The 20,823-nt window shown below is 60.9% G+C and carries 20 protein-coding genes; 9 read left to right on the top strand and 11 right to left on the bottom strand.

From position 1 onward, the window contains the following. Positions 1-130 precede the first annotated feature (130 nt). Entirely contained in the window at positions 131-910 is a 780-nt protein-coding gene (locus AC02Y0_RS02565) for a tetratricopeptide repeat protein (protein WP_245407877.1), read from the top strand. A gap of 144 nt (positions 911-1,054) precedes the next feature. Here the strand turns inward: AC02Y0_RS02565 and AC02Y0_RS02560 are convergent, their stop codons facing one another. From AC02Y0_RS02560 to AC02Y0_RS02550, 3 genes are all read right to left on the bottom strand, one after another. After that, positions 1,055-1,279, bottom strand: a complete 225-nt coding sequence (locus tag AC02Y0_RS02560) for an aa3-type cytochrome c oxidase subunit IV (protein WP_102018431.1) — start codon at positions 1,277-1,279, stop codon at positions 1,055-1,057. Positions 1,280-1,411: 132 nt separating this feature from the next. Continuing rightward, positions 1,412-2,176: an N-acyl amino acid synthase FeeM domain-containing protein gene (locus tag AC02Y0_RS02555; protein ID WP_245407878.1), complete on the bottom strand. Its 765-nt coding sequence runs from the start codon at positions 2,174-2,176 to the stop codon at positions 1,412-1,414. Between the two features lie 181 nt (positions 2,177-2,357). After that, positions 2,358-4,667, bottom strand: a complete 2,310-nt coding sequence (locus AC02Y0_RS02550; RefSeq protein WP_476382179.1) for a putative bifunctional diguanylate cyclase/phosphodiesterase — start codon at positions 4,665-4,667, stop codon at positions 2,358-2,360. Between the two features lie 378 nt (positions 4,668-5,045). Here AC02Y0_RS02550 and AC02Y0_RS02545 point away from each other — a divergent pair, with 378 nt between their 5' ends. Beyond that, positions 5,046-5,609: a TRAP transporter small permease subunit gene (locus AC02Y0_RS02545; protein ID WP_444556281.1), complete on the top strand. Its 564-nt coding sequence runs from the start codon at positions 5,046-5,048 to the stop codon at positions 5,607-5,609. Between the two features lies 1 nt (position 5,610). Next, entirely contained in the window at positions 5,611-7,440 is a 1,830-nt protein-coding gene (locus tag AC02Y0_RS02540) for a TRAP transporter large permease (protein ID WP_476382177.1), read from the top strand. Positions 7,441-7,579: 139 nt separating this feature from the next. Here the strand turns inward: AC02Y0_RS02540 and AC02Y0_RS02535 are convergent, their stop codons facing one another. From AC02Y0_RS02535 to AC02Y0_RS02515, 5 genes are all read right to left on the bottom strand, one after another. Next, positions 7,580-8,686 (bottom strand): TRAP transporter substrate-binding protein, encoded by a 1,107-nt coding sequence (locus tag AC02Y0_RS02535; RefSeq protein WP_102018435.1) that lies wholly within the window; start codon positions 8,684-8,686, stop codon positions 7,580-7,582. Between the two features lie 256 nt (positions 8,687-8,942). Continuing rightward, positions 8,943-9,422, bottom strand: coding sequence for a hypothetical protein (locus tag AC02Y0_RS02530; RefSeq protein ID WP_476382175.1), 480 nt, complete (start codon positions 9,420-9,422; stop codon positions 8,943-8,945). 76 nt (positions 9,423-9,498) lie between these two features. After that, complete coding sequence (locus AC02Y0_RS02525) at positions 9,499-10,461, bottom strand: 2-hydroxyacid dehydrogenase (protein ID WP_476382173.1); 963 nt, start codon at positions 10,459-10,461, stop codon at positions 9,499-9,501. Between the two features lie 57 nt (positions 10,462-10,518). Beyond that, positions 10,519-11,535, bottom strand: a complete 1,017-nt coding sequence (locus AC02Y0_RS02520) for a LacI family DNA-binding transcriptional regulator (protein ID WP_102018438.1) — start codon at positions 11,533-11,535, stop codon at positions 10,519-10,521. 76 nt (positions 11,536-11,611) lie between these two features. Continuing rightward, positions 11,612-12,139 carry a MarR family winged helix-turn-helix transcriptional regulator gene (locus AC02Y0_RS02515; RefSeq protein WP_444556277.1) on the bottom strand — a complete coding sequence of 176 codons (528 nt, stop codon included), beginning with the start codon at positions 12,137-12,139 and terminating at the stop codon, positions 11,612-11,614. Positions 12,140-12,229: 90 nt separating this feature from the next. Here AC02Y0_RS02515 and AC02Y0_RS02510 point away from each other — a divergent pair, with 90 nt between their 5' ends. The 6 genes from AC02Y0_RS02510 (at position 12,230) to AC02Y0_RS02485 (ending at position 18,144) form a co-directional block, all read left to right on the top strand. Continuing rightward, positions 12,230-13,021 (top strand): creatininase family protein, encoded by a 792-nt coding sequence (locus AC02Y0_RS02510; protein WP_476382171.1) that lies wholly within the window; start codon positions 12,230-12,232, stop codon positions 13,019-13,021. Between the two features lie 58 nt (positions 13,022-13,079). Further along, on the top strand, positions 13,080-13,358 hold the full coding sequence (locus tag AC02Y0_RS02505; protein WP_476382169.1) for a type II toxin-antitoxin system Phd/YefM family antitoxin: 279 nt from the start codon (positions 13,080-13,082) through the stop codon (positions 13,356-13,358). Continuing rightward, complete coding sequence (locus tag AC02Y0_RS02500) at positions 13,355-13,750, top strand: type II toxin-antitoxin system VapC family toxin (RefSeq protein WP_476382168.1); 396 nt, start codon at positions 13,355-13,357, stop codon at positions 13,748-13,750. The genes AC02Y0_RS02505 and AC02Y0_RS02500 overlap by 4 nt, the downstream gene beginning before the upstream one ends. Positions 13,751-13,848: 98 nt before the next feature. Beyond that, on the top strand, positions 13,849-14,955 hold the full coding sequence (locus AC02Y0_RS02495) for a CobW family GTP-binding protein (protein WP_476382166.1): 1,107 nt from the start codon (positions 13,849-13,851) through the stop codon (positions 14,953-14,955). A 67-nt stretch (positions 14,956-15,022) separates the two neighbouring features. After that, positions 15,023-16,009, top strand: coding sequence for a WD40 repeat domain-containing protein (locus AC02Y0_RS02490; RefSeq protein WP_476382164.1), 987 nt, complete (start codon positions 15,023-15,025; stop codon positions 16,007-16,009). 299 nt (positions 16,010-16,308) lie between these two features. After that, positions 16,309-18,144 carry a methyl-accepting chemotaxis protein gene (locus tag AC02Y0_RS02485; protein ID WP_476382162.1) on the top strand — a complete coding sequence of 612 codons (1,836 nt, stop codon included), beginning with the start codon at positions 16,309-16,311 and terminating at the stop codon, positions 18,142-18,144. A gap of 70 nt (positions 18,145-18,214) precedes the next feature. On the opposite strand, the gene AC02Y0_RS02480 is transcribed toward AC02Y0_RS02485, so the two are convergent. From AC02Y0_RS02480 to AC02Y0_RS02470, 3 genes are all read right to left on the bottom strand, one after another. Then, positions 18,215-18,835 carry an outer membrane protein gene (locus AC02Y0_RS02480; protein ID WP_476382160.1) on the bottom strand — a complete coding sequence of 207 codons (621 nt, stop codon included), beginning with the start codon at positions 18,833-18,835 and terminating at the stop codon, positions 18,215-18,217. Between the two features lie 390 nt (positions 18,836-19,225). Beyond that, positions 19,226-19,924: an OmpW/AlkL family protein gene (locus AC02Y0_RS02475; protein WP_476382158.1), complete on the bottom strand. Its 699-nt coding sequence runs from the start codon at positions 19,922-19,924 to the stop codon at positions 19,226-19,228. Between the two features lie 262 nt (positions 19,925-20,186). Next, a complete protein-coding gene (locus tag AC02Y0_RS02470; protein WP_476382156.1) occupies positions 20,187-20,783 on the bottom strand; it encodes a GNAT family N-acetyltransferase in 597 nt (198 codons plus the stop codon). Between the last annotated feature and the right edge of the window lie 40 nt (positions 20,784-20,823).

Raw genomic sequence — 20,823 nt, 5'->3', positions numbered from 1 at the left:
GTCTGAAGCCTGATGCGGCGCAGGCAGCGGCCGGACGATGCGCCTCATGACGAAAACCTCCGTGCTGACGACTGCCTCCCATTCCGACCGCAAGCATCGCCTGGCATCCGCCGTGGCCCTGCTCGCAGCCATGACACTGGCAGGATGCGCCACGACCACGGAGACGACCGACGTCATCCGCATCGATCGCGCCCAGGGATCCGACGAAAACATTGCGTCGCTGACCGCCGTCATCCAGGCCAATCCGCGTGACCCCGAAGGTTACAACGTGCGCGGCTCCGCCTATGGCCGCTCGGGCCAGTTCAAGCAGGCGCTCGACGATTTCAACACGGCGCTGCAGCTCAATCCGCAGTTCTTCCAGGCCTATGCCAACCGCGCCCTCGTCTATCGCAACATGGGCAAGCCTGTCGAAGCCGCCGCCGACTACAATATGGCGCTGAAGATCAACCCGAATTACGACGTCGCCTATATCGGCCGTGGCAATATCTACCGCCAGGCCGGCCGTGTCGACGAAGCCTTCGGCGATTTCAACCGCGCGATCCAGCTCGACACCACGGATGGTCGCGCGTTCCACAATCGTGGCCTGATCTATCAGCTGCGCGGTGACCACGCGAAAGCGATCGATGACTTCTCGAAGGCCATCTCGCTCTCGTCGCGCGCACCCGAACCCTATAACGGTCGCGGCGTCTCCTACATCGCGCTCAATGACGACGAAAACGCGTTTGCCGACTTCAACCTCGCCATCGAGCTCAACGGCAACATTGCCGAAAGCTGGGCCAACCAGGCGCTCGTCTACGAGCGTCGCGGCGACAAGGCACGCGCGGCAAAGTCCTACAGCCATGCGCTGCGGCTCGACCCGAAATACGAACCCGCCAAGCAGGGCCTTGCCCGCACACGCGGCACCACCTGATATTCGCTCAGGCAAGCAGATCAGAACGGCGGGGCAACCCGCCGTTTTTTTATGGTCGATCAAAACTCCGGTTGACGACAGGAGCAAATGAAAAAGGCGGCCCGTTTCCGGACCGCCTTTTGTGCATGCAAACTGTGTCGCGGCTCAGCGCATCATGAAGACGCCGGCGACCGACAGAACGATCCAGATGAAGAACCCGCCAAGCAGGCCTGCACCGGCAAAGAAACCGGCAGCCATGGCGATCATCAGGGCGACCAGAAGTGCGGTGCCGTACTTGGTACCCGCGATGAACAGGTCGTAGGTCTTCTCGTGTTCCTTGTAGTCCATCGAAGCACCGGTTTCGACCGGACCGGAATGATGTTCGCTCATGTTCGATCTCCCAAATCGTAGGACTGGCGGCACCACGGCAGAATCACGCGGGACGTAGCCGTGGGCAAAATTTCGTCTTTTTCCCGCATACACAAACGCCAGCCCGAGTGCAATCGCCTCCGGGGTTCGTGGTCAATAATCCCGACCGGCGATCGCGCCTGTGATCTTGCCATCCGCCACCAGCCGCGCCGAGGGCAGGATGGTCAGCGGCGTTGTCGGCAACGGCCCTACTCCGCGCCCGAACATCAGCCGCCGCTCGTGCACACCCGAATCGAAGAAGGGATAGCGCTTGAGGAGCTTGGTCCCGGTCGTGTGGGTATTGGTCGCCATCAGGGTGAGCTCCCGGCCATAGATCTCCGTCATCCGGCGGTCGACCACTGTCTCGGCATAGAAGACACGCTTGTAGAAGGCAGCATGCGCGGGACGAACGGGCTGGAGAACCCTGTCGGCCTTGAAATAGGCCGCCGCCACGATGCTCGGCCTCAGCGTGATATAGGGAAGAACCGGCACCTCGGCTGCAAAGGCTGGATCCACAGCGAAACGCGCGGGATCGATGATCGTCAGCCCTGCATCCAGATAGGCTTGCATGATGTCAGGGAACACCTGAGCCGACTGCGACAGCCGGTGATCAGGCGTCACGTGGTGAAGCCTGATGGTGCTGACCAACTCCTCGAAATAATAGATTCCAAACACATAAGCGTGCGGATCGAAGTCAGCTTCGTCGATCATGCTTGGAGCCGATCGCGGTATCATGTCGGCGGCCTTGTAGGTCTTGTAACGGAGTTGTTCGATATCCTCGAAGTCCTCCTGCGTCTCAATTCGACGGTACTCGATAAAGTCGAGATGACGCATCAATCGCTCCGAAAAGCCTTCCAGTTCCATATTTTTGCCGCCCATCATGGTTAACACCATGTGAACGGGTATCACGCATTCCGGAACCTCGCCCCCCCGAATATTAATAACAAATTAACACTCCATAAGTTAAGGTTAACAGTATCGTTTGACACCGCTAGGCCCAAAACGGGCTGCTCACTGGACCTTCGAGACAAGGGGATCAGGTGGAATTCAAGCCGCAGCGTCAGGCAACGCCGACACGCTCGGCCAGACCGGTCGCAGCTGCTTCTTCCGCAAGCGCTTCGATGGCATGCGCCGCGATCGGCATCGAGAAGACATAGCCCTGGATCAGGTCTGCGCAGTTGTGCTTCTTTATGAGTGACAGCTGCTCGCGCGTTTCCACGCCCTCGACGACGATGCCGATGTCCAGACCGCGTGTGAGGCTGACGATGCCTCGCAGCAGCTTGAGGCGACGGGAATCCTCGCCGATATTGCGCACGAAGGAGCGGTCGATCTTCACAACATCGACCGGCAGCGTGTCGAGGTAGCTCAGGCTGGAGAAGCCGGTGCCGAAATCATCGATCGAGATGGTAATGCCAAGGGCGCGCAGCCGGTCGAGCACGGCACGGGCCGCAGAAAGCTCCTCGATCAGGCTGCTTTCCGTCACTTCAAGGTGCAAACGTTTGGCCGACAGTCCGGTGTCATTGAGGATCTCTGCGACCGTCGCCGCAAGGTCACCATGACGGAGGTCGTGAACAGAGAGATTGACGGAGACGCCGATCGGCTCCGGCCAGGCCCGGCAATCGGCACAGGCCTTTCGCAACACCTGATGCGTGATGTCAGTAACGATCCCCATCTCTTCGGCAATCTGGATGAAGATATTGGGTGCAATCGGCCCCTTCTCCGGATGATGCCACCGGGCAAGCGCCTCGCAACAGGCGAGCACACGGCCATCGGGCGTAAACATGGGTTGATAGACGACGGTGATGCCGTGATCATCCACAGTCGCCCTGAGGTCTGCCTTCAGGCGCTGGCGCTCCAGATAGCGGGCATCCATTTCCTTGGCGAAGAGAGTGAACTGTCCACGGCTGCGCGCCTTCGATTCAAACAGCGCAATGTCGAGCTTGACGGGCCACTCGTCCATCTTGACGTCTGCGCTCTCAAGCAACACCGCGCCGGCCGAGAAACTGACGGTGATGATGGCACCGTCAACCTCGAAATTGCTGCAGGCAGCCGCATGAAGGCTGCGCATCTCTTCATCCAGATCCTCGCGCCCCTCGACATTGGGGAAGAAGCAGATGAAGTGATCGCCGACCTGGCGGCCGACGACGGCCTTGCCGGCCGCAAGCTCGGTCAGCCGGGCAGCGATCGCCACCAGCAGCTTGTCGCCGGTCAAGTGCCCCTTGAGGTCGTTGACATGCTTGAAGTCGGTCACGTCAAGGATCATCAGACCGACCACGGGTCCAAACTCACCCGGACGCTCCAGACGTTCGCGCACGAGTTCTGTAAAATAGCCGCGCTGCGGAAGGCCCGTCAGGCTGTCGTATCGCGCCATATGTAGGATCTTGCGATCGGCGCGGACACGTGCAGTCACATCTTCGAAGATCAGAACCACGCCGCCTTCATCCCGCCGCTTGGCAGAGAATTCCAGCACCAGATCCTCGGAGAAATGCATGACGGCACGATTGGAAAGACCCTGCGTGAGCTGCGCGAGCTGCTTCTGCAACAGGCTGGGCATGGACCCGTCGATGAAGGTATGGCGCACGCCATAGCGCAGCACCACGTCCAGATCACAGCCCGCCAGGCGCCGTCTGTCGCCAAGGCTCAAGAGTTCGCAGGCCTTGCGATTGACCACCTCGATCCGGTTGTTCGGATCGAGCATCAGGAGACCATGGGTCATGTTGCTGAGCGCGGTATCGAAGCTGTCGGCAATCTTGGCCATCTCGCGCGAGGCGATGACATTTTCGTAGAGGAAGTCGCGCACGCCATTGGCCATGGCGCGGGTCGTCAGCCAGAACGGGATCAGCATCAGCGACAGCAGCGACTTGAAGATGTCCTGCGCCAGGAGGCTGCCGATCACCATGGGCGCGCAACAGGCAAGTGTCTGCAGATCCACGGCCAGACGCGAGCCGTAATTCCGCCCGACGATCGAAACCATGGTGGCCATGGCGACGGAAATGCAGGCGAGTTCGGCAAACGTGTCCTGGAAGGCCAGCATCGCATAGCCGCTGCCAATGCCCAGAATGGCCGTGGTCAATGCGCCGCCGAGAACATAACGCCGTTCCCAGGCTGCAATCTGCTCGCGCGTCAGCTTCGCCTTGTCCTCGCGGTCGAACAGGAAGAAGGAGTGCAGCCGGAATGAGAAAACCAGCACGAAACAGGCACAGAGCAGGAGGTAGAAGGAGGCACCCGTCTGCACATAGACGGTGACGAAGGTCAGGATGTGGACAACCATGCCGGTGAACAGCGTGAAGCGGTTGTCAAATAGAGAGCTCACGAACGACAGATACACATCCGTGGGCACATTGTGGTCATGCCCCTTGGCGGCCCTCATATTTTGCCCTCCCGGCGAGGTTGGACTCGAAACCTCAGGTGTCAAATGATGTCTCTTCCAATCCTTGGTCCCGTTTCCGGGGGCAAAATGCATGTTCAAAACGTCACAGTAATGCGCAAAGCGAAGCAAGTGCTAAAATGCACTGCTTCGAAGCGGGACGCAAACAAGTAAGTGAGAACCTGTTAAGGCCGGCATAGGGAAACCGGTAAAATGCGACCAAAAGGCGAAACGGCAAAGCATGACGAGTTCTTCCGAGACAGACCGCACCGAACCGCAAACCTTCGACTTTGGTATGCCTCACGGGAGGACAGGTGCTGTCCAGTTGCGCGCGGTTTACCATTGCTCTAAGCACAAAAAGACAAGGGGAGAATAAACACAATGACAATCCTGTTGGCTGTTTCCCGGGTGATCGACGCGATCAACGGGGCCATCGGGCGCTGGGTTTCCTGGCTGCTCCTGGCCGCCGTTCTGATCAGCGCCGGCAATGCCGTCATCCGTAAAGTCTTCGACATTTCATCCAATGCCTGGCTCGAGCTGCAATGGTACCTCTTTGGCACCGTGTTCATGCTCGCCGCCGCTTACGCTCTGCTCCGCAACGAACATATCCGCATCGACATCCTGTCGAGCGGCTGGAAGAAGAGGACGCGCGACTGGATCGACCTGATCCTCCACACCATCTTCCTCGTGCCCTTTGCCGGTTTGATGGCCTATCTCGCCTGGCCGTGGTTCTGGCTGTCCTTCCGTTCGGGAGAGATGTCGTCGAGCGCCGGTGGCCTGATCATCTGGCCCGCCAAGGCAATGGTCCTGCTTGGCTTCATGATGCTGACCGCTCAGGCTTTCTCCGAAATCATCAAACGCGCCGCCGTTTTGATGGGCCGGATCGAGGAACCGAACGCAGTCACGCCTGAGCCAGAAACTGAGACCGAAGGCAGGGAGGCCTGAGATGATCGACCTTATCGCCCACAATCTCGCGCCGATCATGTTCACGACCGTCATGGCCATGCTGCTGCTTGGCTATCCGGTCGCCTTCACGCTTGCAGCCGGTGGTCTGATCTACTTCGTGCTCGGCGTAGAACTGTCGATCTTCTCGTCCGAGATCCGTCTCTTCTGGCCGCTGCTCCAGTCGCATCCGGAGCGTATCTACGGGATCATGTATAACGACACGCTGCTGTCGATCCCGTTCTTCACGCTCATGGGCATCATTCTGGAACGATCGCGCATGGCAGAGGACCTGCTCGACACGATCGGCCAGCTGTTCGGCCCGATCCGTGGCGGCCTTGCCTATGCCGTCATCCTCGTCGGCGCGCTACTTGGCGCCACCACCGGCGTCGTCGCAGCCTCGGTTATGGCTATGGGCCTGATCTCGCTGCCGATCATGCTGCGCTACAAGTACAATGGTCCGCTGGTCTCGGGCACCATCGCGGCCTCCGGTACGCTTGCCCAGATCGTTCCGCCTTCGCTCGTTCTGATCGTCATGGCCGACCAGCTCGGCCGCTCCGTCGGCGACATGTATGTCGGCGCGCTCTACCCGGCCCTGATGATCATTGCAGCTTACTGCGCATACATCTTCGCGGTCACGATCATCAAGCCGGAATGGGCACCTGCCCTTCCTAAGGAGGCCCGCACTCTCGGTGATGGCGTCACCTCGCTTCTCGTGATGATCGCCATCGGCACGGGCCTTTACTTCCTCGGCTATCACATCCTGTTCACCGGCATCGCAAGCGCCGAGTGGCAGTTGGTGGCGGCACTCGCCTTCGGCGTCATCTCCGTCTACGTCTTCGCGCTCGTCAATCGCGGTATGCAGTTGAACGTGATCTCGCGTCTCGCCCAGGAAGTCATCATCGTCATGGTGCCGCCGCTGGCGCTGATCTTCCTGGTTCTCGGCACGATCTTCCTCGGCATTGCAACGCCGACAGAAGGCGGCGCCATGGGCGCGACCGGCGCTCTGATCATCGCCGCAGCCAAGGGACGCCTGAACCTCGCCATCCTGAAGAATGCCCTCGACGCCACCACGCGTCTCTCGGCCTTCGTCATGATGATCCTGATCGGCGCCCGCGTCTTCGGCCTGACCTTCTACGGCATCAACGGCAATGTCTGGGTCGAAGACCTGATGCTGGCGCTTCCGGGCGGCGAATACGGCTTCCTGATCGTCGTGACGATCATCGTCTTCATCCTCGGCTGCTTCCTCGACTTCTTCGAGATCGCCTTCATCATGGTGCCGCTCCTGGTCCCGGTCGCACAGAGCCTAGGGATCGACCTCGTCTGGTTCGGCATCATCCTCGGCATCAACCTGCAGACCTCCTTCCTCACGCCACCCTTCGGCTTCTCGCTCTTCTACCTACGCTCGGTCGCGCCAGAGGGGAGATGGAGGGACAAGGTGACCGGCCAGATGCAGGACGGCATCAAGACGCTGGACATCTACAAGGGTGTGCTGCCCTTCATCATCATCCAGTTCCTGGCGATCATCACGGTCATCGCCTTCCCGGGTCTGGTGATGCATTACAAGGGCGACGCGGTGGTCCAGGATCCGAGTACGATCCAGATCACCATCCCGCAGCCGACCGACGGTGGCGGCATCACCATGCCGTCCTTCGGCCTGCCACCGCTCGGCAGCGAGGCACCGGCTGGCGGTGCTGGCCAGCAGCCGGCACTCGGCCTGCCGCCCCTCGATCTCGGTCAGCCGCCGGCCATCCAACCGCCAGCAGGCGCGGCACCCGCCGCCCCTGCCCCGGCACCTTCGATGGACCTGAGCCAGCCGCCTGTCATTCAGTAGCGGCGGCTGAGGCCCACAGCACGACGAGAAATCTGCAGAACCCCGGCCTTGCGCCGGGGTTTTGTTTTTGCCCGAAGGCGCACGAAAAAGCCCCGGTCGCGAGGACCGGGGCTACTGACTGTCGAGATGCAATTGTTGATCAGAGCTTGTTGGCGCGCTGCTGCATCATCATGAAGGTGTCGAAGGTATAGTCCGGCAGCTGCATCCAGAGATACGCGTCCTTCTTGAACGCCAACTGGCTGTCGTAGATCTTCTTGAAGGCCGCGTTGGAGGCATTAATCTCTTCATAGGTCGCCAGCGAGGCTTCGTAGCAGGCTGTCAGGATCTCCTGGCTGAACGGACGCAGCACGGCGCCGGAGCCGACGAGTTCCTTGACCGCGACCGGGTTCTTGACGTCGTACTTCGCCAGCATGTTGGCATTGGCGAAGGCGCAGGCGTCATGCAGGATTGCCTGATAATGGGCCGGCAGGCTGTTCCACTTTTCGAGGTTGACCATGGCATGCAGCGTAGCGCCACCTTCCCACCAGCCGGGATAGTAGTAGTACTGCGCGACCTTGAAGAAGCCGAGCTTCTGGTCGTCATAGGGACCGACCCATTCGGTAGCGTCGATCGTGCCCTTTTCCAGCGCCGGGTAGATATCACCACCAGCGATCTGCTGCGGCACGACGCCGAGCTTTTCGATGACCTTGCCGGCGAATCCGCCGATACGCATCTTCAGACCCTTGAGGTCATCGAGCGTATTGATCTCTTTACGGAACCAACCACCCATCTGCGCACCGGTATTGCCGGCCGGCAGGCCGTAGAGGCCCTGTGTGGCGAAGAATTCGTTCAGCAGTTCGTTGCCGTTCGCCTGGTAGAACCAGGCATTCTGAAGGCGGGCATTGAGACCGAACGGGACGGCTGTCGCCAGGGCGTAGGTGGGGTCCTTGCCCCAGTAATAGTAGTTGGCGGTGTGCGACATTTCGACGGTACCGGCGGCCACGGCGTCGTTGGCCTGAAGGCCGGGCACGATTTCACCCGCAGAAAAGACCTGGATTTCGAAGTTGCCGTTGCTGGCGGCCTTGACGCGTTCCGCGACGTCGTTGGCAGCACCGAAAATTGTGTCGAGCGCCTTCGGGAAAGACGAGGTCAGGCGCCAGGTGATTTTCGGATTTTCCTGCGCGATGGCGGGTGCTGCCAATACGGCAGACGCGGCTGCGCCTGCACTGGCCACGCCAGCCTTCTTGATGAATGAACGACGATCCATGAACTACCTCCCAGTTGTTGCCCCACCGGCGGGCATCGTCGGCCCCTCCCGGCAGCGATGCGCGAGCTAACCATTTTGTCCAAAGCCTTTCAAGCGCTTGGGAGCTATTCTTTTGGATGAGAGCTTTCACTTGCGCGTGCCAATTTTCATCAACCGCGATGTTAGCGCGAACACGCACTTACTTCACGGAGACCTGCAACCAGCGCGATCTGCGAGCAATCTTTACAAGGACAGTTTCGACCGGTGACGGGCACGCTCACGGCAGCATGAGGAGCGCCAGATCGGCATCCGGCGCGTCTGTTGCCTCATAGGAAAAGTGCTGCCCGCGCACGAGCGTCAACACGGTCCCCCCGGCGGCATCGCTGATCGTCACGCTGCCGTCTTCGTTCTGCGTCCAGTTGCTCGCACGCGTGAGGCCGGGCCAGACTTGCTCGCAATCGGGTGGCGCAAAGAAATCCCGGCTGCGGCTGGTCAAGGCTGCTCCGCGCTCCACGAGACAGACTGTCCGACGTGTAAAGTTGGAGACCGAGAAGATGGCCGGCGGGGAAACGGTACCCGCCTGCAGCGAGGCGGACAGTCCAGACGGCGAAGCGCCCGGCGTCGGGATCGTCCCAAGGACAATCGGATCTGCCACGAAGGGCTCGGAGGGCTGCGGCATGGCCCAGAAGCTGAGCCCGGCAGCCGAAACACCTGCACACACCAGTGCCGTCGTCACGATGACGAGAGAGGCGTTCATCGGAGCATCCTTCCGCTCGAAACCCCATGTCCGAGCAGGATGCTCTCTCAAGCTTGCGGAAGGCTGAACTGCCGAATCAGTCAGGCTTGTGTGGCGTCTCCGGCACCGGGGTCAACGGTTTGCCGGTCTGGAACCAGGCAATGAGATTGTCGACAACGAGATCGGCCATCGCATCGCGTGTCGGCACGGAAGCCGAGGCGACATGCGGGAGCAGGGATACATTGGGCAAGTCGATCAGCGCCTGAGGCACGCGGGGCTCATCTGCAAAGACATCCAGGCCGGCTGCAGCAATCGTCCCCTTCTGGAGCGCCGCGATCAAAGCTGGCTCGTCCACAGTCGAGCCACGACCGACATTGATGAGCACGCCGTTCGATCCAAGCGCTTCCAGCACCGCGGCATTAACAGCCCCATTGGTCTGAGGGGTCGAGGGCACGATCGAAATCATGATGTCGACAGCCGCTGCAAGCCCGACGAGGCTGTCGTGATAGGCATAGGGCACATCCGTGCGCGGTCGTCGGGTGTGGTAGGCGATCTCGACTTTGAACGGCGCAAGACGCGAGGCGATCTCCATGCCGATACGACCGAGACCATGAATCCCGACCTTCCGCCCCTTGAGCGACAGGGGCGACAACGGAAATGCGCCCTCCTTCTCCCAACGCCCGTCACGCAGGTAGCGCTCTGCGAAGAAGAACTGGCGCAGGGTATTGAGGAGCAGCGCGATCGTCGTATCGGCCACTTCATCGTTCAGGACATCAGGCGTGTTGGTGACCACGATGTCGTGCGCGGCCGCAGCCTTCACATCGACACCGTCATAACCGACGCCAAAGCTGCCGATCACTTCGAGTTTGGGCAGGCGATCGATGAGCGACGCCGGGAAACGACCTGATACGGCAGCTCCACGCACGCGCGACAATTGCTCCGGCGTCGCCTCTGTCGCCGACGCGTCAGTGACTTCCAGCAGTTCGAACGTTTCGGCAAGGCGGGAACGCACCCGCGAATGAATGCGACCGGGGATCAAGACGAGGGGGCGATCGGACATGACTGTCTCCTGGCAGGCAAGGATGGAGAGCGACCGGATTGAACAACCGGCCGAAGCTCAGCGGCGGATCGGACCAGTCGACTGGCGGATGCGCATCTCGGGCTTGATCAGGTGGATGCCGTCAGGCTCATGGCTGCCGGCAAGCTTGTCGAGAAGCGCGCGGGCCGCAAGCCGCCCGACTTCCGCCTGACCGTTCCAGACGGTGGTCAGCGAAGGTGTGGCGATCGAGGCTTCCTCGAGGTCGTCATAACCCGTGACAGAAATGTCCTGGCCGGGAATGAGCCCCGCACGCGCAATGCCGTTCATCAACCCGATGGCGACCAGATCGTTCCAGCAGACAGCCGCCGTCGGCTTCTGGGGGAGCGAAAGGAAATTCACCGCGGCCTCGAAGCCACCCTGCTTGGTGCGGGGACCAGGAATGCGCAGACCGGGATCGACCTCGATGCCAGCCTTGCGCAGCGCGTTGACGTAGCCCTGATAGCGGTCGCGCCCGGTCGAGGTCTGGTCCGTGCCGCCGATCATGGCAATCGAGCGATGGCCGAGGCCGATCAGGTGGTTGGTCGCCAATGAAATGCCGTAGGTATCGTCGCCGCGATAGATCGGAACGTCGAGACCCTCCATCGAACGCGCGATGAAAATGGCCGGCATGCCGTTGTTTTCCGCCAGCAGCACGTCCTCGGGCGGCGTGCCGATCGCCGGCGACATGATGACGCCGTCACCACCGAGCTGCAGCAGCGTCTCCACGAACATCCGCTGCTTGTCGACGCTGTCGTAATGATTGGAGAGAATAAAGGTGTGGCGACTGCGGTCGAGTTCGGTCTCGATGGCTTTCAGGATTTCGCCGTAGAACGGGTTCATGATGTCGTGCACCACGACGCCGATGATCCCGGAGCGCGAGGTGCGCAGGCTGGCCGCACGACGGTTGTAGATATAGCCGAGCGCGCGCGCCTGTTCCTTGATCTTCTCGCGGGTATCGGCGGCGACAAGCGGGCTGTCACGAAGCGCAAGCGAGATGGTGGCGGTCGACAGACCCAGCGACTCCGCAATGGTCGAAAGCTTTACCTTTTGTGCCACGTTTCCTCCCTCGCAGCAGAACGGCGGGCGTTTCATCGCCCTTAAAAGTTTTAATTAAACAATTTAAGGAGGCGTTTCAATCGTCTTCCTCGGCCTCGTTCGAAGGTCGTATGACCACGTTGCCGGAGAGATTGCCCTCGATAAGAGACAAGAGCTTCACCAGCGTCTTCAGCTCCTTGCCCGACAAACCCTGAACCGCCTGCGTCTCACAGGCTTCCATGGCGCCTGCGATACGGGCAACGCTGCCGCGACCTTCATCGGTCAGATAAACCTTGGTGAGCCGGCCGTCGCGATCATCGGTGCGACGCAGGACGAAACCCTGCGCCTCCATGCGCCCGATCGTGCGGGTCATGGTCGGCGCCTTTACGCCAAGCTGGTGGGCGAGCGCGCCGGGCGTCTGCCCGTCTTCCTGGGCGAGCAATTGCACGACGCCGTCCTGCCCGGGATAGAGGCCGCTTTCGGCAAGACCATGGGAAAGATGAGTGCGCATGGCGCGCGCAACCTGGGTAACGCTGGCACACAGAACGCCGGAGCCTGGTGGCTCCTTCTTCTTGCCCTTCTTCTTTTCGCCGCGGTCCTTGTCGGCCTTGTCCTTTTTCGCCATGACTCTCCCCGGTCGACACACGCTGCGGTCGCCACTTCATACACGCAGCGATGGCTGCAATGCATAACGAAGATCAGGAGCTTAGACCAGATGGCGAAACCAGCCCCGTGGTTCAAGGATAACGATCCGGAATTGACTGCCGCAGATCGGCACGACTGGATCGCCGTCCTGCCGCTCGGTGCCCATGAGCAGCACGGCCCCCACCTGCCCTTCGAGACCGACACGATCATCGCGGCCGGCATCGCCGAGTGTGTCGTTGCAGCGCTTGCCGAACACCTGCCGGTCACCATGCTACCGGTCGAACCTGTCGGCTATTCCATCGAACACTTGGACGTCGAGGGCACGCGCAGTCTCGCCTTTGAAGAGGCCATCAATCGCTGGCTCGGGATCGCCGAGGAGCTCAATCGCCAGGGGATCCGCAAGCTCGTCCTGCTCAATGCCCATGGCGGCAATTCACCGCTCCTGACCATTGTCGCGACGGAAGCCCGGGTTCGTTTCGACATGCTAGTGGTCGCCACCAGCTGGACCCGCTTCGGCCAGCCGGAGGGCTGGATTAGCCCGGAAGACAAGGCTATCGACATCCACGGCGGCGACATCGAGACCTCGGTCATGCTGGCGCTGGCCCCCGACCAGGTCGATATGACGAAGGCCGCCGCCTTTCCCTCGCGCCAATCCGAGTTTTCCGCCCGCTACAAACACCTGCGCGCCTATGGCCCCCACGCCATCGGCTGGAAGATGTCGGACCTCAACCCTGATGGCGTCGCCGGCAATGCGGCGGCGGCAACCGCGGAACGGGGAGAGCAACTGATTGCGCATGCCGTGAGGGGCATTTTGGAACTGCTCGAGGACGTGCATGAGTTTGATGTGGCAACATTGACGTGAGCTTGCAGGCTCAAGATGTAAGGCGCATATTGTTCGGAAGAGATCGTGAGGAAGACGCATGCGTGTTTCCATGGAGCAGGCAGCTGCACGGGTCGAAGAACTCGTAGAACGAGCCGAAAGCGGAGAGCCCGTCATCATCACCCGCGATGGGCAGGATGCTGTCGTGCTGCAACCGGTTGAGGCACAGAACTCCGGACATCCTCCAGCACTTTCGCTTGAGGAACGGCGGGCCATTATCCAAGACATAATGGCGAAGGCACCTCACCGGGTCCCTGGCGAGCCACTGGCTGATAGAAGTCATGATTTTCTGTATGACGAGAACGGCCTTCCGGCGTGATCGCAGTCGATACATCCGCCTTGATCGCGATTGTTAAGAACGAACCGACTGCGGCTAGATGTGCTGCGGTTTTGGAGATTCCAGACAGGCCTCTGCTATTGTCGGCAGGCACCTTACTTGAGTTGAAAATCGTGGCGCTTCAAAAGAAGTGCTCCGATGGATTGTATCGCCTTATAACTTCGCTCGACTTCAAGATCATCGACGTCAAGTCAATACGCGCGGAACTCGCTGCCGCAGCCTACCTGCGCTTCGGCAAGGGCTTTCACCCCGCAGCCCTCAATTTCGGTGACTGCTTTTCCTACGCCACCGGCAAAGAGTTCGACTGCCCTCTCCTCTATGTCGGCGACGATTTCGCCCGCACCGATATCCGCTCGGCCCTGTCTACCGCTTGACCACACGAAAGCCTTTGAACTGGCAAAGCGGAACGCCTATATGGGGGTAACACCATTACAGCCGCACCGCCCGGCGCCCCCTGACATCAGAGGCTTTCATGACCGAAGCATCCGCGAAACCGACACCCGTCACCGTGCTCACCGGCTATCTCGGCGCCGGCAAGACGACGCTGCTGAACCGCATCCTCTCCGAGAACCACGGCAAGAAATACGCCGTCATCGTCAATGAGTTCGGCGAGATCGGCATCGACAATGATCTGATCGTCGAGTCGGACGAAGAAATCTACGAGATGAACAACGGCTGCGTCTGCTGCACGGTGCGCGGCGACCTGATCCGTGTGGTGGAAGGCCTGATGCGCCGCCCGGGCCGCTTCGACGGCATTATCGTCGAGACAACCGGTCTGGCCGACCCGGTTCCTGTCGCCCAGACCTTCTTCATGGACGACGATGTTCGCTCCAAGACCGAGCTGGACGCCGTCGTCGCCCTGGTTGATGCCAAGCACCTGCCGCTGCGCCTGAAGGACAGCCGCGAAGCCGAAGACCAGATCGCCTTTGCCGACGTCGTCGTTATCAACAAGGCCGACCTCGTCAGCCATGATGAATTGCATCAGATCGAGCACATCGTGCGCGCGATCAATCCGTCGGCCCGCATCTATTCGACCACCCGGTCGGGCGTCGATCTGTCGAAGGTCCTCGACCAGGGCGCCTTCAACCTGGAGCGCGCGCTGGAAAACGATCCGCATTTCCTCGATCATGACGACCCGGATCATGTCTGCGGACCGGATTGCGATCACGATCATCACCATCACGGCCATGACCATCATGACCATGATCACGGGCATGATCACCATCATCATGACCACGGCCACGGCCATCATGACCACGCCCCGTCTGCCATCCACGATGTGACCGTGACGTCCGTCTCGCTGCGCGGCGGCGAGATGAACCCGGACCGCTTCTTCCCCTGGATCCAGAAAGTGACCCAGACACAGGGCCCGAACATCCTGCGCCTGAAGGGCATTATCGCCTTCAAGGGCGACGAGGAGCGTTATGTCGTCCAGGGCGTGCACATGATCGTTGAGGGTGATCACCAGCGCCCGTGGAAGGATGGCGAGAAGCGCGAAAGCCGCCTCGTCTTCATCGGCCGCGAGCTCGACCGCGAGAAGCTGGAAGCAAGCTTCAAGGCCTGCGAAGCCTCTGCCTGAACCGAACGAGCGGGGCGCGCCAGCGCCCTTCTCCGCCTGACCTCTGCCTGAAAGAAAGCCTTGTAATATGCCGACAGTCGCCCCTCTCGATATCGAAGGTCATGTTGTCTCGACCCATTTCCTGGGAGACATCCCGGTCTTTGCTGCCGCGACGGGCGCCATCCATCGGCTGGACGGCGGCGAAAAGGTGACGGAGGCCAATGCCGGCCTCCTCACCTGCGTCAAGGATCCTTCAAGCCAGACGCTGCTGACCGGCGGCGAAGACGGCCGCGTGCTGCGCATCGCCCATGACGGCACCGTGAGCGAACTTGCCCAGGTGCCGCGCAAGTGGATCTCGGTTGTGGCGCCAGGCCCGCAAGGGGCCGTGGCGTATGCCCATGGCAAGTCGACCTTCGTGCGCCTCGCCGATGGCACGACGAAGGAATTCACCGAGGAGCGCACGGTCGAGGCAGTCGATTTCGCGCCTAAGGGCCTGCGCATCGCCGTCGCCCGCTACAATGGCGTCACGCTCCACTGGGTCGGAACGGCGGGGGCTCCTGTCGATCTCGACTGGAAGGGCGCACATACCGGCGTGACCTTCTCGCCCGATGGCCGCTTCGTCGTCACCATGATGCAGGAAAGCGCGCTGCACGGCTGGAAACTCGACGGCAAGGCCGCCGACACCCGCCACATGCGCATGACCGGCTACCCCGCCAAGGTAAAATCCCTGTCCTGGTCGCCCAAGGGAAAGTGGCTCGCCTCCTCGGGCGCACCGGCCGCCATCGTCTGGCCATTTGCCGGCAAGGACGGCCCGATGGGTAAGGCTCCGTTGGAGCTCGGCACCCGCGCCAACATCCTTGTCACCCAGGTCGCCTTCCATCCGATGGAAGAGGTCCTGGCGATCGGTTTCATCGACGGCATGATCCTCGCGGTCCGCATCGCCGACAGCAAGGAGGCGCTTCTGCGCCGTCCTGGCAAGGGTGCAATCACCTCGCTCGCCTGGAGCAGCACCGGCAAACTGCTCGCCTTCGCCTCCGAAGCGGGCGACTGCGGCGTCGTCGACATCACCGGCTGATTGCTAAAAATCACGCCTCAAAGCGTTTTAGTTGCGTGTAAAGGCGTGAAAAATCGCGCCTAAGGTCAAATAGTATAAAAATTTGCACTGTCTCGTTCATCAATTACTCACCTTAACCATGTGGTAGTAATTACCTCCCTAATTTGAGGGAGGACGAGCGAGAGACAAAACAGCCGCGTCTCGTCGGGACTGGGAATCATTCCAACATAGCCTATTCAATTCTTCTTCAACCACGGCTGCCTGGCCGCGGGCGCTTATCCATGCGCCGCGCCGACGGGCGGACTGCGAACGGACGCAACATGAATCTCAACCTGAAAATTGTGGTGACGGCAGCAGGTCTGTGCCTTGCAGCCGGGATAGTCGCCGTCGCGGGTGTTGGTGCCCAGACGCTACAGACGCTCAAGGTCAACGGCCCGATCTACAAGCAGATCGTGGACGGCAAGGATCTGATAGCGGACATCCTGCCGCCGCCGCTCTACCTGATCGAATCCTATGCGCTGGCCAATGAGGTCTTCGTCCATCCGGATACGGCAGGGGTTAACCTGCCCCGCTTCGATCTGCTCAACAAGCTCTACGATGAGCGCCGGGAATACTGGAAGAACTCGACGCTGCCCGAAAATCTACGCGCCAAGCTCTACAATGAAGTCATCGCCAAGGGTGATCTCTATTGGGCCACGTTGCAGAACGACCTCAAGCCCGCGCTTGTTGCGGGTGATGCCAGCGCTATCACTCCCATCCTCTCGAAGCTCAAGCTCGAATTCCATGACCACGAGACCTCGGTGAACGAACTCGTCACGATGGCGAGCGAGTATCTGGTTGATCGGGAAGGGTTTGCGGCAGCCGAATCCGCCAGCCGCGAAGCGCTTGTCCTGACCCTGGGCCTGCTCCTGATTGCGACAGCACTCGGCAGCGTCTTCTTCATCCACCGCCGCGCGCTGAAACCGCTCGGGGAAATCACCGACTTCATGACCAACATGGCATCGGGCGACTTCACCGCCACCGTCCCGCACGCGAACCGCCGTGACGAAATCGGCCACATCGCTGCGGCCGTCGAGGTCTTTCGTCAGTCAGGTCTCGAAAATCAGCGTCTGCAGGCCGAAACGGAGGCGGCCCGCGCGGAAGTCGACCGGGAACGCAACCTGCGTGACCAGGACCGCTTGATCGAGGCCGAAGCGCTTCGCTTCGTCATCGAGGCGCTCGGTGCCGGCCTGCACCGTCTTGCGGAATGCAATATCCGCATGACCCTGGACGACGCCTTCGATGCCCGCTTCGAACCCTTGCGGCAGGACTTCAACCATTCGATCGCCACCTTCCAGGCGACGCTGGAAAAGGTCATGGAGGAAACCCGCCGTCTGCTGGAAAACAGCCAGGAGATGCGCGAGGCCTCCAGCAACCTGGCAAACCGCACCGAACAGCAGGCCGCAGCGCTCGAGCAGACATCTGCCGCACTCGAACAGGTGACGGCAACGGTGCGTGCTTCTGCACAGCGCACCAGCGACACACGCGAACTCGTGCGCGAGGCCAAGAACTGTGCCGTCGCTTCCGGCGGTATCGTGCGCTCGGCCGTGTCGGCCATGGAGCGGATCGAAACGGCCTCCTCCGAAATCGGCCAGATCATCGGCGTCATCGACGAAATCGCCTTTCAGACGAACCTGCTCGCGCTCAACGCCGGCGTCGAAGCGGCGCGTGCCGGGGAAGCCGGGAAGGGCTTTGCGGTCGTTGCCCAGGAAGTGCGGGAGCTCGCCCAGCGCTCAGCCACCGCTGCACGCGATATCAAGGGGCTGATCCAGAAGTCCAGCATCGAAGTCTCGTCCGGCGTCCAGCTCGTCGGCGAGACGGGAAGCGCGCTCGACCAGATCGGCGAGTTCGTCAGCCGGATCGACACCAATGTCGATGCGATCGCCACCGCTGCCCGCGAACAGGCAGTCGGCCTGCAGGAGATCAGCACTGCCATCAACAGCATCGATCAGATGACGCAGCAGAATGCCGCCATGGTCGAGGAAACCACAGCGATCAGCCACACCCTGGCGGAGGGCGCCGTGCAGCTGACCTCGCTCGTCAACCGTTTCCAGCTGAACCGGCGCAACGACATCAGGGCAGAAGGCACCCGCCAGATCGACCACCGCGCAGCCTGACCGCTGTTCAAAATAGAAAAAGCCCGGCCTCCTTGCGGAAGCCGGGCTTTTCTATGTCAGATCGATCGGATCAGAACTTGACCGCGAGGCCGACATTGACCGTGTGCTGGTCGAAGTCGACGTCAGTGCCGCCGAGGTCGCCGCTGCCGAAATCGTTGTAACGATACTCGATGCGGGTGAACATGCGGTCGGTCAGAGCGTAATCAACGCCACCGCCGATGGTCCAGCCGTGCAGCGTGTCGTCGCCGAGCGGGCCTTCAGCATTGGTACCGGTGTAACCACCAGCCGCGAACAGAAGGGCGCGGTCCATCGCGTAGCCGACGCGTGCGCGAGCGGACCAGTTCATGCCGGTTTCGACATCGCCAACGCCAGCAACAAACTCGTCATTCCAGTCGTAATTCAGGTCGCCTTCAAGACCGACGACCAGCTGGTTGCCGAGGTCCCAGTTGTAGCCGACGAAACCGCCGAGACGTGCACCGTCAAAGCTTTCGGTACCGAAGCCTTCGACGTCGCCATCAGCCCAACCGTAGCCGGTCAGGATACCTGCATAGCCACCTGCCCAGGAAAACTGCGGCACGGTTTCGACGGCTACCGGCGGTTCTGCCGGAGCTTCGTAGATTGCGTCAGCCGCAAAAGCCGAGGTCGAAATCGCCAGAGCGGCGGCAGATCCGAGAAGGATGCTCTTCATCATGTTTTTAACTCCTGTGTTACAAGGCCACTTATAACGCCATCTCTGGTTAAAGTATGTGATGATTATACAACATAACCATCTAAACCTAACCGGCGCATTTGTTCCCGCCCGTGCGAAATTCTCGCGCCGGACCCCGCAGCAAGAAGCTCCAAGCAGGAAAATGGTTCCTTGGTATGGCGGAAAAAAGATCCACTGTTTCAGGAAGGCGTGAGGAGTGCGTGAGATCTGCAACACTAGCCGTTGAGACACGGAAGCTGAAAACCGAATGCCAGATGGCCAAGTGTCTGGCGCTGCGGCAGATTTCGGTTAAAGGGGTCCCGCTTGAGCAAACGGCAAGGGGCGGCCGCCATCGGCAACCGCCCCTCAAAGAAAACTTGGCTCGGGAGGCAATTAGAACCGGTAGGTGATACCCGCGCCGATCAGCCACGGATCGAGCTTCGCCTTGCCCGAGACGGCAGAACCGTTGACGGTGGCATCGAAGTCGGCCTTCAGGAAGAGCTTCTTGACGTCGAAGTTCACGCCCCAGTGCTCATTGACCATATAGTCCGCGCCGACCTGAAGTGCCGTGCCGAAGGTGTTCTTGACGTCGAGGCTGCTCGCCGCATCGCCCTTCTGGCTGTAGAACATGGTGTAGTTCACGCCCGCGCCGACATAGGGCTTGAAGGCGCCGAATTCGGTGAAGTGGTATTGCAGCGTCAGCGTCGGCGGCAGCACCCAGGTCTTGCCCACCTTGCCGAGGCTGGCCAGACTGCCTTCGCCATAGATATTGGCATAGGTCGTACCGAGGATCAGTTCGGCCGCGATATTGTCGGTCAGGTAGTAGCTGATATCCAGCTCGGGGATCACGCTGTCGCTGTAGGAGAGGCCCGAGCCGGCAGCACCATCGACGAAACCCGAATCATGCGTGACGACGCCGAGACCGCGCAGGCGGATCTGCCAGGGGCTGGACGCAACCACGGTCTCGATTGCCGCCTCTGGTGCCGCTTCCATCAGCGGCGCTATGTCCGCCGCAAAGGCAGCCGGAGCGAGTAGCAACAGTGAGGCGGTCGCGGCAAGAGCGCGGGTCGAGGCAGTCCGGACGGTGGTCATCATTCTCTCCTTGAAACAACTACTGGCGTTGAGCCAACGCCAGCTAGCAGCCCGGGAGAGACGAGCATTTTGAGCCAGATCAATAGGTTAGATCTTGGTTATATAAAACAACCATCGCCTTTGTGACTGTGACCGGCGCGACACAGCCAGAGTTGACGATTGAAAACCCCGGCAGAAGCGCTGTGCAAAACGGAGCGCAAAGGAAAGGGCCCGGCGCGACGAATCGCGGCCGGGCCCTTCAGCGAGCATCCGGGAGCCTTGTTCAGGCTGCGCGGCGCAGGACCGTCGGCTGCGACAGCTTGCGACCGGACGCGACAACCATGCCGGCGGCTCCTTCGAGCCAGCCATGCACGAGTTCCAGCGCCAGGAAGCGGTCGCGCGCAAACGGACCCGGCATCACCAGATGCTGCGTCTTGTCGGCAAAGAAGCCGAAGCGCTCGTAGTAAGCGGCGTCACCAACGAGAAGCACGGCGCCATATCCGCGCTTGCGGGCTTCGAGAAGCGCTGCCCGCATCAAGGCGCCACCGATGCCCTTGCCCGCATGTGCCTCGTCGACCGCGAGCGGGCCGAGCAGGAGGGCGTTGATCGCCCTGCCCTCACGGCTGATGCCGGCTTCGACGTTCCAAAGCCGCACGGTCCCGATGACATGGCCGGCAGCGTCGCGGGCGACGAGGGCTAGGCCCTCGGCCGGAATCCGGCCGCTGCGGATCTTCTCCGACGACTTCTTCCGGCGATCCGTACCCATGGCGCGGTCGAGCAAAGCCTCGCGTGCCACGACGTCGGCCGGCGTTTCATGATCAATGACGAATGCAGGCGCCGGCGCGAAGAGCGCGCGCATGCTGGTCAGAACAGCGGCCATTCTGGCCTCCTATCCCAAGCGATGACGATGATTGTGAGGG

It is taken from the genome of Allorhizobium sp. nf9_anc, assembly GCF_056323085.1.
The sequence above is the reverse complement of the archived record's forward strand: the minus strand, read 5'-3'. Positions and strand labels throughout refer to the sequence as shown.

Bases quoted from the DNA above. Each gene is read 5' to 3' on its own strand.
- AC02Y0_RS02565 (WP_245407877.1), top strand. From the start codon at position 131: ATGACACTGGCAGGATGCGCCACGACCACGGAGACGACCGACGTCATC.
- AC02Y0_RS02510 (WP_476382171.1), top strand. From the start codon at position 12,230: ATGGCGAAACCAGCCCCGTGGTTCAAGGATAACGATCCGGAATTGACT.
- AC02Y0_RS02475 (WP_476382158.1), bottom strand. From the start codon at position 19,924: ATGACCACCGTCCGGACTGCCTCGACCCGCGCTCTTGCCGCGACCGCC.
- AC02Y0_RS02480 (WP_476382160.1), bottom strand. From the start codon at position 18,835: ATGATGAAGAGCATCCTTCTCGGATCTGCCGCCGCTCTGGCGATTTCG.
- AC02Y0_RS02495 (WP_476382166.1), top strand. From the start codon at position 13,849: ATGACCGAAGCATCCGCGAAACCGACACCCGTCACCGTGCTCACCGGC.
- AC02Y0_RS02545 (WP_444556281.1), top strand. From the start codon at position 5,046: ATGACAATCCTGTTGGCTGTTTCCCGGGTGATCGACGCGATCAACGGG.
- AC02Y0_RS02470 (WP_476382156.1), bottom strand. From the start codon at position 20,783: ATGGCCGCTGTTCTGACCAGCATGCGCGCGCTCTTCGCGCCGGCGCCT.
- AC02Y0_RS02535 (WP_102018435.1), bottom strand. From the start codon at position 8,686: ATGGATCGTCGTTCATTCATCAAGAAGGCTGGCGTGGCCAGTGCAGGC.
- AC02Y0_RS02555 (WP_245407878.1), bottom strand. From the start codon at position 2,176: ATGGGCGGCAAAAATATGGAACTGGAAGGCTTTTCGGAGCGATTGATG.
- AC02Y0_RS02490 (WP_476382164.1), top strand. From the start codon at position 15,023: ATGCCGACAGTCGCCCCTCTCGATATCGAAGGTCATGTTGTCTCGACC.
- AC02Y0_RS02525 (WP_476382173.1), bottom strand. From the start codon at position 10,461: ATGTCCGATCGCCCCCTCGTCTTGATCCCCGGTCGCATTCATTCGCGG.
- AC02Y0_RS02505 (WP_476382169.1), top strand. From the start codon at position 13,080: ATGCGTGTTTCCATGGAGCAGGCAGCTGCACGGGTCGAAGAACTCGTA.
- AC02Y0_RS02550 (WP_476382179.1), bottom strand. From the start codon at position 4,667: ATGAGGGCCGCCAAGGGGCATGACCACAATGTGCCCACGGATGTGTAT.
- AC02Y0_RS02540 (WP_476382177.1), top strand. From the start codon at position 5,611: ATGATCGACCTTATCGCCCACAATCTCGCGCCGATCATGTTCACGACC.
- AC02Y0_RS02485 (WP_476382162.1), top strand. From the start codon at position 16,309: ATGAATCTCAACCTGAAAATTGTGGTGACGGCAGCAGGTCTGTGCCTT.
- AC02Y0_RS02560 (WP_102018431.1), bottom strand. From the start codon at position 1,279: ATGAGCGAACATCATTCCGGTCCGGTCGAAACCGGTGCTTCGATGGAC.
- AC02Y0_RS02515 (WP_444556277.1), bottom strand. From the start codon at position 12,139: ATGGCGAAAAAGGACAAGGCCGACAAGGACCGCGGCGAAAAGAAGAAG.
- AC02Y0_RS02530 (WP_476382175.1), bottom strand. From the start codon at position 9,422: ATGAACGCCTCTCTCGTCATCGTGACGACGGCACTGGTGTGTGCAGGT.